The sequence below is a fragment of the Streptomyces sp. 8N706 genome (assembly GCF_052245415.1).
Classification (GTDB): Bacteria; Actinomycetota; Actinomycetes; order Streptomycetales; family Streptomycetaceae; genus Streptomyces.
In genome coordinates this window covers 1-9174 of sequence record NZ_JBQQBW010000179.1, presented here as the reverse complement: position 1 = coordinate 9174, position 9174 = coordinate 1, and the positions used below count along the sequence as shown (strand labels likewise).

Here is a 9174-nt window from a genome sequence, read left to right as displayed (position 1 = left end):
TCGTCGGCTCGTCCAGGACGTAGACGGTCCGGCCCGTCGAACGCTTCTGCAGCTCGCTCGCCAGCTTGACGCGCTGTGCCTCACCGCCGGACAGGGTCGGCGCCGACTGCCCGAGGCGTACGTACCCTCGGGCCCCATGTCGACGACCCAGTCGGCCGTCTTGATCACATCGAGGTTGTGCTCGATGACGATCACCGTGTTGCCCTTGTCGACCAGTCCGGACAGCACATTGATCAGCTTGCTGATGTCGTCGAAGTGCAGGCCCGTCGTCGGCTCGTCCAGGACGTAGACGGTCCGGCCCGTCGAACGCTTCTGCAGCTCGCTCGCCAGCTTGACGCGCTGTGCCTCACCGCCGGACAGGGTCGGCGCCGACTGCCCGAGGCGTACGTACCCCAGCCCGACCTCGTTGAGCGTCCGCAGATGGCGGGCGATCGTCGGGACGGCCTCGAAGAAGTCCAGCGCCTCCTCGATCGGCATGTCCAGCACCTCGGCGATGGACTTGCCCTTGTAGTGGACCTCCAGGGTCTCCCGGTTGTAGCGAGCGCCGTGGCAGACCTCGCACGGCACATACACATCCGGCAGGAAGTTCATCTCGATCTTGATGGTGCCGTCACCGGAGCAGTTCTCGCACCGTCCGCCCTTGACGTTGAAGGAGAACCGGCCCGGCAGATAGCCGCGGACCTTGGCCTCCATCGTCTCCGCGAAGAGCTTCCGCACATGGTCGAAGACACCGGTGTACGTGGCCGGGTTGGAGCGCGGTGTACGGCCGATGGGCGACTGGTCGACATGCACCACCTTGTCGACGAGGTCGTCGCCGTCCACGCGCGTGTGCCGCCCGGGCACCGTCCGCGCGGCGTTCAACTCGCGCGCCAGATGCGTGTAGAGGATGTCGTTGACCAGCGTGGACTTTCCGGACCCGGAGACTCCGGTCACCGCCGTGAACACCCCGAGCGGGAAGGACACATCGATGTCCTGCAGATTGTTCTCCCGGGCTCCGCGCACCGTGAGTTGGCGCTCGGTGTCCACCGGCCGCCGGATGTCCGGCGTCGGGATCTCCTTCTTCCCGGCCAGATACTGCCCGGTCATCGACTCCTTGTTGGTCAGCAGCTCCTTCAGGGGACCGCTGTGCACCACCTTGCCGCCGTGCTCGCCGGCCCCCGGGCCGATGTCCACGACCCAGTCGGAGGTCTTGATCGTGTCCTCGTCGTGCTCCACGACGATGAGGGTGTTGCCGAGGTCCCGGAGCCGTACGAGCGTCTCGATCAGCCGGTGGTTGTCGCGCTGGTGGAGGCCGATCGACGGCTCGTCCAGCACATAGAGCACGCCGACCAGACCGGAGCCGATCTGGGTGGCCAGCCGGATGCGCTGGGCCTCACCGCCCGAGAGGGTGCCGGCCGCCCGGTTCAGCGACAGATAGTCGAGGCCGACGTCGACCAGGAACCTCAGCCGCTCGTTGACCTCCTTGAGGACCCGCTCGGCGATCTTCTTCTCCCGCGCGGTGAGCGTCATGTCCCGCAGGAAGTCGGCGCAGTCGCTGATCGACATCGCGGCGACGTCCGCGATCGACTTCCCCTGCACGCTGACCGCGAGCACGATCGGCTTGAGCCGGGTGCCCTCACAGGTCGGGCAGGGCACCTCGCGCATATAGCCCTCGAAGCGCTCCCGGCTGCTGTCGCTCTCCGCCTCCGAGTGCCGGCGCTTGACGAAGGGCACCGCACCTTCGAAGGAGGTGGTGTACGCGCGCTCCCGCCCGTAACGGTTGCGGTACCGCACCTCGATCCGCGTCCGGTGCCCGTTGAGCAGGGCCTTCCTCGCACGCTGCGGCAGCCCGGCCCAGGGGATGTCCGTACGGAACCCCAACTCGTCGGCGAGGGCACCGACCAGCCGTGCGAAGTAGTCCTTGGTATGGCCGTGCGACCAGGGGCTGATCGCGCCCTCGTCGAGTGACTTCTCCTCGTCCGGGACGATCAGCTCCGGATCGACCTCCATACGCGTGCCGATGCCGGTGCAGTCGGGGCACGCGCCGAAGGGCGAGTTGAAGGAGAAGGAGCGCGGCTCCAGCTCCTCGAAGGACAGGTCGTCGTACGGGCAGTAGAGGTGCTCGGAGAACATCCGCTCGCGCTGCGGGTCGTCCTCGTCGAGGTCGACGAAGTCCAGGATCACCATGCCGCCGGAGAGCCCGAGCGCGGTCTCGACGGAGTCCGTGAGCCGGCGCTTCGCGCTGTCCTTGACGGTCAGGCGGTCGACGACCACCTCGATGGTGTGCTTCTCCTGCTTCTTCAGCTTCGGCGGCTCGGCGAGGTGGATCGTCTCGCCGTCCACCCTGGCCCGGCTGTAGCCCTTGGTCTGGAGGTCGGAGAAGAGATCGACGAACTCGCCCTTGCGCTCACGCACCAGCGGTGAGAGCACCTGGAATCGGCTGCCCTCCTCCAGGCCCAGCACCTTGTCGACGATGGCCTGCGGGGACTGGCGGGAGATGGGGCGGCCGCACTCGGGGCAGTGCGGTTTGCCGATGCGGGCGAAGAGCAGCCGGAGGTAGTCATAGACCTCCGTGATGGTGCCCACCGTCGAGCGCGGGTTGCGCGAGGTCGACTTCTGGTCGATGGAGACCGCCGGCGACAGACCCTCGATGAAGTCCACATCGGGCTTGTCCATCTGGCCCAGGAACTGGCGGGCATAGGAGGAGAGCGACTCGACGTAGCGGCGCTGCCCCTCGGCGAAGATCGTGTCGAACGCGAGGGAGGACTTGCCCGAACCCGACAGCCCGGTGAAGACGATGAGGGAGTCGCGGGGGAGGTCGAGCGAGACGTTCTTGAGATTGTGCTCTCGAGCGCCACGGACGATGAGACGGTCGGCCACGCCGGTCGGCACCTTTCTTGAGAAGAGGTGGGGTGCGCCGGCACCCCCGGTCAAGGGTATGGGCGGCGCCACAGCGATGTCTTACTGATGCCGGACCCGAGCCTATAGCACGGGCTTTCGATTTACGGGCCCGTGTCGACTCCTTCACCCGAACGTGTGGCGGCGCTAACGTCGGGTCATGACCGATCATGTGCGCCCCACAACTGATCAGGTACGGGACACAGCGGCCGTCCAGGAGGCCACCGACCGGCTGCTCGCCTCGGTGAGGAAGCTGGGCGACGCGGACCTCCGCGAGCCGTCACTGCTCCCGGGCTGGTCACGCGGTCATGTCCTCGCCCACCTGGCACGCAACGCCGACGCCCTCGTGAACGTCCTCGATGCCGCACGCACCGGCACCCACATCCCGATGTACGCGAGCGCCGAGGCCCGCGGCGCCGACATCGAACGCGGCGCGGACCGCCCGCTCTCCGTCCAGATCGAGGACCTGCTCGCCGGCACCGACCGTTTCAACACCGCCGCCGCTGCACTTCATCCCGAGGCGTGGGAGGCGACCGTCACGCTGCGCAACGGTGTCACCGACCGGGCCTTCCGGGTGCCGTTCCGCCGGCTCGTCGAGATCGAGCTGCACCATGTCGATCTGGGCGTCGGTTACACGGTCGAGGACCTCCCGGCATCCTTCGTCGACCGCGATCTGGACTACGTCGCCGGTGAACGGTTCGCGGGCCGCTCCGACGTTCCCGCCCTGCTGATCACCGCCGACGACGGCCGCAGCTGGCGTACGGGCCGTACGGACGGTGACCCCGTCGCGGTCGCCGGGCCGGCCACCGCCCTGCTCGGCTGGCTCACCGGGCGGGGGGACGGCTCCCGCCTCGAGACCCGCGGCTCCGCTCTGCCCGACCTGCCGCCGCTAGGCTGAGGCCATGACGTACAGCGGAGTGGTGACGGTCGGCGGACCGGCGGACGTGCACGAGTTGCCGGACCTGATGATCTCGAAGGTGGCCGTCGGCCCGATGGAGAACAACGCCTATCTGCTGCGCTGCCGCGCGACCGATGTCCAGCTGCTGATCGACGCGGCCAACGAGCCGCGGACGCTGCTCAACCTCATCGGCGACGGCGGCATCGCCTCGGTGGTCACCACCCACCGCCACGCGGACCACTGGCAGGCGCTGGCCGAGGTCGTGGGCGCGACCGGGGCCCGTACCTACGCCGGACGCCACGACGCCGTGGGCATCCCCGTACCCACGGACGTCCTCGTCGAGGACGGGGACACCATCCGCGTCGGCCGGGTGGAGCTGACCGCCCGCCATCTCGTCGGCCACACGCCGGGCAGTATCGCCCTGGTCTACGACGACCCGCACGGCCATCCGCATGTGTTCACCGGCGACTGCCTCTTCCCCGGCGGCGTCGGCAACACCCACAACGACCCGGAGGCCTTCGCGACCCTGATCTCCGACGTCGAGTCCAAGCTCTTCGACCGGCTCCCCGACGAGACCTGGGTCTACCCGGGCCACGGCAACGACACGACCCTCGGAGCCGAGCGGCCTCACCTGCCGGAGTGGAAGGCCCGCGGCTGGTGATCCACCCTCGGCGGGGACCGTCCGAGGCCCCGCCGCCGCGAGGACACCGGGGCGTGGAGCCGACGCACCGGAAGTGCCCGCCGCGTGGCGGGGTTCACGGCGTTGAACAGCGCTGTCCCGGACGGACGAGGCGGTTCCCAGAGGCGGGGGCGTATCACATGCCCCGGCCGGCCACGCCCTCCGTCCGCCAGGACGGGCGCTGCTGGTTACGCCGCACTGGGTGGTCCGTCGTCATCGGGCTGGTAGCCGCCGACGTGCCAGTGGCCGGCCGGTGTGCTCACTCGAATGCTGCGGAGAGCCTGCTGTTCCGCGGTTCCCGGCCACTCGGCCGCCGGATCGGACGGTTCCACGCCTCGGATCCTGGCGGCCAGCCGCTCCGCGGCACTGAGCTTGCGTTGACTCATGCACTCCTCCAAGGACCGGATCTGCGCTGCAGTTGATCGTCGCCCTGCCGGCGGACCGTCTCGCCCCTCCTGGGGGCACGCCGACGTCGCCGACGGGCGTCGGTTATCTGTACGGCGGCGGGCCCGCGTTCGTTCAGCCGTTCCCGTGACCAGATCTCCGTCCGATTCCCGCCGGGCCCGGCGGATCGCGGTGACGTACTGACATCGCAGTGACGTCATGACATCGCGGTGACGTCCTGACGCGAACCTGCGGGGCGCACCGGCGTCTCCGGGCAGGCATCCCTCGCCGCGGGCGCCCAGGCTCCCCACACCGTTCGCGCATCGGCGTCCCCGGCGCCCACGCACGGGTCCCGACCGCAGGCGCACAAAGAGGTCACGTACCCACGCGTCCGGTACGCCCGCACCCCCCGGATGCCGCCATACGCCGCCCGCCACCCGGTGACCCCCGGGCCGGCGACTTCGTTGAGCGCGGCGTGAACGATCACGCCGTCACCGACCGCCGCCCTCCGATGAGGCGCCTGGCCGCGGCATCGCTCGCCGGCACGGCCATCGAGTTCTACGACTTCTACGTCTACGGCACCGCAGCGGCCCTGGTCCTGGGCCCGCTCTTCTTCCCGACCTTCTCCCCGCTCGCGGGCACTCTCGCCGCGTTCGGGACGTTCGCTGTCGGCTTTCTGTCCCGGCCGTTGGGCTCCGTGCTCTTCGGCCACATCGGCGACCGCCACGGCCGGCGTCCGGTGCTCATCGCCTCGCTTCTGCTGACCGGCGTCGCCACGGTCGCGGTCGGCTGCCTCCCCACGTACGGATCGCTCGGAGTCGCCGCGCCGCTGCTGCTGCTCGCCCTGCGCTTTCTGCAGGGACTGGGGCTCGGCGGCGAGTGGGGCGGGGCGGTGCTGCTGACCGCCGAGCACGCGCCCGAGGGGCGCCGGGCCCTGTGGTCAAGCTTTCCGCAGATCGGCCCTCCGGTCGGATTTCTCCTGGCGAACGGTGTGATGCTGGCGCTGTCGGCCTCGCTGACGGACGCGCAGTTCCGGTCCTGGGGCTGGAGGGTTCCGTTCTGGGCCGCGGCAGTGCCGGCGCTGGCCGGGCTGCTGCTGCGTACCTCGCTCGCCGAGAGCCCGCAGTTCCAGGAGCTCGCCGAGCGGGGCACGCTGGCCCGGGTCCCGCTCTTCGAAGTCGTCCGGGGCCACTGGAGGCTGGTCCTGCTGACCGCCGGTGGGCTCGCCGTGGGCTACGCCGTCTTCTACGCCGTGACGACCTGGTCCCTCGCGTACGGCACCGAGAAGCTCGGGGTGAGCCGCACGGTGATGCTGGGATGCATCATGGCAGCGGTGGTGATCAAGGGCGTGTGCACGCCGTTCGTGGCGATGCTCGGGGACCGGTACGGGCGGCGGCCGCTGTGCCTGGCCGGGTGCACGGCGTCGGCCGTGTGGATGTTCCCGCTGATCGGGTTGCTGCGCACCGGGGAGCCGCTGCTGATGTTCCTGGGCTTCCTCGGCGCGATGCTGGCCTTCATCACGATGTTCGCCGTGGTCGCGGCGTATCTGCCGGAGCTGTATGAGCCGCGGGTGCGCTGCACGGGGGCGGCCGTCGGCTACAACCTGGGGGGTGTGCTCGGTGGCGCGCTGACCCCGGTCGTCGCGACCGCGGTGGCCACCGGCGACGGGCCGCCCTGGGGCGTCGCCACGTATCTGACGGCGATCGCGCTGCTGAGCCTGGTGTGTTTCGCGCTGCTGCCCGAGACACGCCCCGCGTCGGCGACCGAGCAGGCCGCCGCCGCGAGCGCGCCCGCCTGATCCGGGGACGGGTCAGACGTCGATGTCCTGCTTCTCGGCGCCCTCGGCCCGCTCCTGTTTCCTCGACGCGTACAGGCTGGTGATCGTGGTGACGACCAACACCGCGCAGATCACGCCGAGCGAGAGCGGGACGCTGATCTCGGGGACGTGGAACCCGGACTCGTGCAGTGCGTGCAGCAGCAGCTTGACGCCGATGAAGCCGAGGATGACCGACAGCCCGTACGAGAGGTGGACCAGCTTCTTCAGCAGTCCGCCGATCAGGAAGTACAGCTGCCGCAGGCCCATCAGCGCGAAGGCGTTGGCGGTGAAGACGATGTACGGGTCCTGGGTGAGGCCGAAGATCGCCGGGATGGAGTCCAGCGCGAAGAGGAGGTCCGTGGTGCCGATCGCCAGGATGACGATGAGCATGGGCGTCATCAGGCGCTTGCCGTTCTCCGTCACGAACAGCTTGGTGCCGTGGTACCGGTCCGTGGACGGGAAGCGCTTCTCGACGGCCTTGAGGAGGCGGTTCTCCTGGTACTCCTCGTCGTGCTCCTCCGTCCGCGCGTCCTCGATGAGCTTCCAGGCTGTCCAGATGAGGAAGGCGCCGAAGACGTAGAACACCCAGGAGAAGTTCGCGATGATCGCGGCGCCGGCGGCAATGAAGATCGCACGCAGGACGAGGGCTATCAGGACGCCCATCATCAGCACCCGCTGCTGGTGGACCGGCGGGACGGCGAATCTGGCCATGATCAGGACGAAGACGAAGAGGTTGTCGACGCTCAGCGACTTCTCGGTGATGTAGCCGGCGAAGAACTCGCCCGCCGGCTGCCCGCCGGCGAAGAGCAGGAGGCCCAGACCGAAGAGCCCGGCGAGAACCATCCAGACGATCGTCCAGATGCCGGCCTCCTTGATGGAGACCTCGTGCGGCTTGCGGCCACCGATGAAGAAATCGGCGGCGATGAGGGCACACAGACCAACGATGGTCAGCGCCCAGACGGCGAGGGAGACGTCCACGGTTCCTCCGGCATTTCTCACGGCAACTGTCAGGGTCGTCGCTCTTTGCCGGAGGTCTCTTCCGCCCGTGACCGGCATGCCGCACCACGGGCCGGCGCCCCGGGATCTCATCCATCCGTAGGGATCGATCCGTATTGACGGGCACGCCGCAGCGGGAGTACTCCCCTCCGCGTCAAGAACGCTACAGGAAACACCAAGAAAAGGTAAAGTGCGAGCTCGAGCCCATGCTCCGGTATGAGTTCGAGCTCACGTCGGAGCGCGGGTCAGCGGCCGTACCGGCGCCGGGCGTCGGCGACCTGCCGGAGCACGTGGTACAGCACCTCGCTCCCGTCGGGGGCGAGCAGCGGCTCATAGGTCCAGGCGTGTCCGACCCAGGGGTCGGCGAGGTGGTCGTCGGGGATCGGGGTGATCCGCAGGAGAGAGCGCCACAGCGGGTCGAGCACCGGCCCGTACTCCCGCGCGTCCTCCCGGTCCGCGACCATCATCAGATGTACGCCGACGGCCGGCCCCTCGTCCGCGAGATAGCGCAGCTGGGTGACCGCCCGGTCGTCGAAACCGTGCGGGAAGTCGTTGACGATCAGCAGTTGTTCCGAGGTGTCCAGGTCCGGCGGCAGGGAGTCGGAGGCCCCCGCCCGTACCGCCATCTGCACGAGATCGACGCGCTGGGTCAGCTCGGCGATGACGGCGGCGACTCCCGCGGCTCCTGGGGCGGGCGGCTCACGGAGCACACCGGAGCGCACCAATGGAGCGAGCGAGGACGCGGCGGCCCCGGCCGGGTCGATCACATGGACGGTGAACTCGCCCGCCGGATGGACGGCGAGCAGACGCGCGGCATGCGCCACGGCGCTGTCCATGGCCAGCCGGCGCATCCTCTCCGGGTCGACCAGCGCTCCGTCCGCCGAGCCGGTGCGACCGCTGTCGACCCAGAGCCCGCGCTCCAGCGGCAGCCGGACCAGCATGGGGATACGGAGCTCGGGGCGCTCTGGCAGATGCAGGTCCCCGAGGCGGAGCGCCATGGGTATCTCCATCGGCACGCGGTAGCCCTGCCAGACCGGGCTGTCCCAGCGGGCGAAGGCGGGCGGCAGCGCGGGTTCCACCACCTCGGCCTCGGCGGCGAGTTGGGCGAGGTCGCGGTCGAGTGCGGCGCGGGCCTGGTCGACGAGCAGGGTGTGCTTGGCACGGGCCTCCGCACGGGCGGTGTCACCGACGGTGCCGATGCGGGAGCGCGGATCGGAGAGGACCCGGTCGAGCTCCTGTTCCATCCGGGAGTCGGCGAAGTCGACCGCGCTGCGGTACGCGGCGATGGTCCTGGCCAGGTCCTCGAACATGCCCCAGACCTGGTTGTAGAGCCGCTCGTCCATGGTCCAGCCGGTGGCGTCGCCCGCGACCGGCTGGGCGGGCTGTCCGGGCTGGGCGGGGGGCGCGGCCGGCGGCGGGGTGGGAGGAGCCGCCGACGCGCGGCGCGGGTGCTGATAGTCGACCGGGCCGTCGGTCACCGGGTGCGCGGGGGCGGCGGTCGCGGGCGGGGTGGCCGCGGCGGGG

At 69.8% G+C, this 9174-nt stretch carries 7 protein-coding genes; 3 read left to right on the top strand and 4 right to left on the bottom strand.

Annotated features, from left to right (window positions below; genetic code table 11):
- Nucleotides 1–2859 (bottom strand): excinuclease ABC subunit UvrA (uvrA, locus tag ACTWQE_RS32795; protein WP_443332735.1); only part of this gene is annotated, 2859 nt, incomplete at its 3' end.
- Between the two features lie 178 nt (nucleotides 2860–3037).
- Between uvrA and ACTWQE_RS32790 the strand changes: the two genes are divergently transcribed.
- Entirely contained in the window at nucleotides 3038–3775 is a 738-nt protein-coding gene (locus ACTWQE_RS32790; RefSeq protein WP_443332734.1) for a maleylpyruvate isomerase family mycothiol-dependent enzyme, read from the top strand.
- 4 nt (nucleotides 3776–3779) lie between these two features.
- Nucleotides 3780–4436, top strand: a complete 657-nt coding sequence (locus ACTWQE_RS32785; RefSeq protein WP_443332733.1) for an MBL fold metallo-hydrolase — start codon at nucleotides 3780–3782, stop codon at nucleotides 4434–4436.
- Between the two features lie 206 nt (nucleotides 4437–4642).
- On the opposite strand, the gene ACTWQE_RS32780 is transcribed toward ACTWQE_RS32785, so the two are convergent.
- Nucleotides 4643–4840 (bottom strand): hypothetical protein, encoded by a 198-nt coding sequence (locus tag ACTWQE_RS32780; protein WP_443332732.1) that lies wholly within the window; start codon nucleotides 4838–4840, stop codon nucleotides 4643–4645.
- A 509-nt stretch (nucleotides 4841–5349) separates the two neighbouring features.
- Here ACTWQE_RS32780 and ACTWQE_RS32775 point away from each other — a divergent pair.
- Nucleotides 5350–6636, top strand: a complete 1287-nt coding sequence (locus ACTWQE_RS32775; protein ID WP_443332736.1) for an MFS transporter — start codon at nucleotides 5350–5352, stop codon at nucleotides 6634–6636.
- Between the two features lie 12 nt (nucleotides 6637–6648).
- Here the strand turns inward: ACTWQE_RS32775 and ACTWQE_RS32770 are convergent, their stop codons facing one another.
- Together ACTWQE_RS32770 and ACTWQE_RS32765 are read right to left on the bottom strand one after the other, a co-directional pair.
- Nucleotides 6649–7632 (bottom strand): TerC family protein, encoded by a 984-nt coding sequence (locus ACTWQE_RS32770; protein WP_443332731.1) that lies wholly within the window; start codon nucleotides 7630–7632, stop codon nucleotides 6649–6651.
- A gap of 263 nt (nucleotides 7633–7895) precedes the next feature.
- The coding region (locus ACTWQE_RS32765) for a TerD family protein (RefSeq protein WP_443332730.1) at nucleotides 7896–9174 on the bottom strand (1279 nt) is incomplete at its 5' end.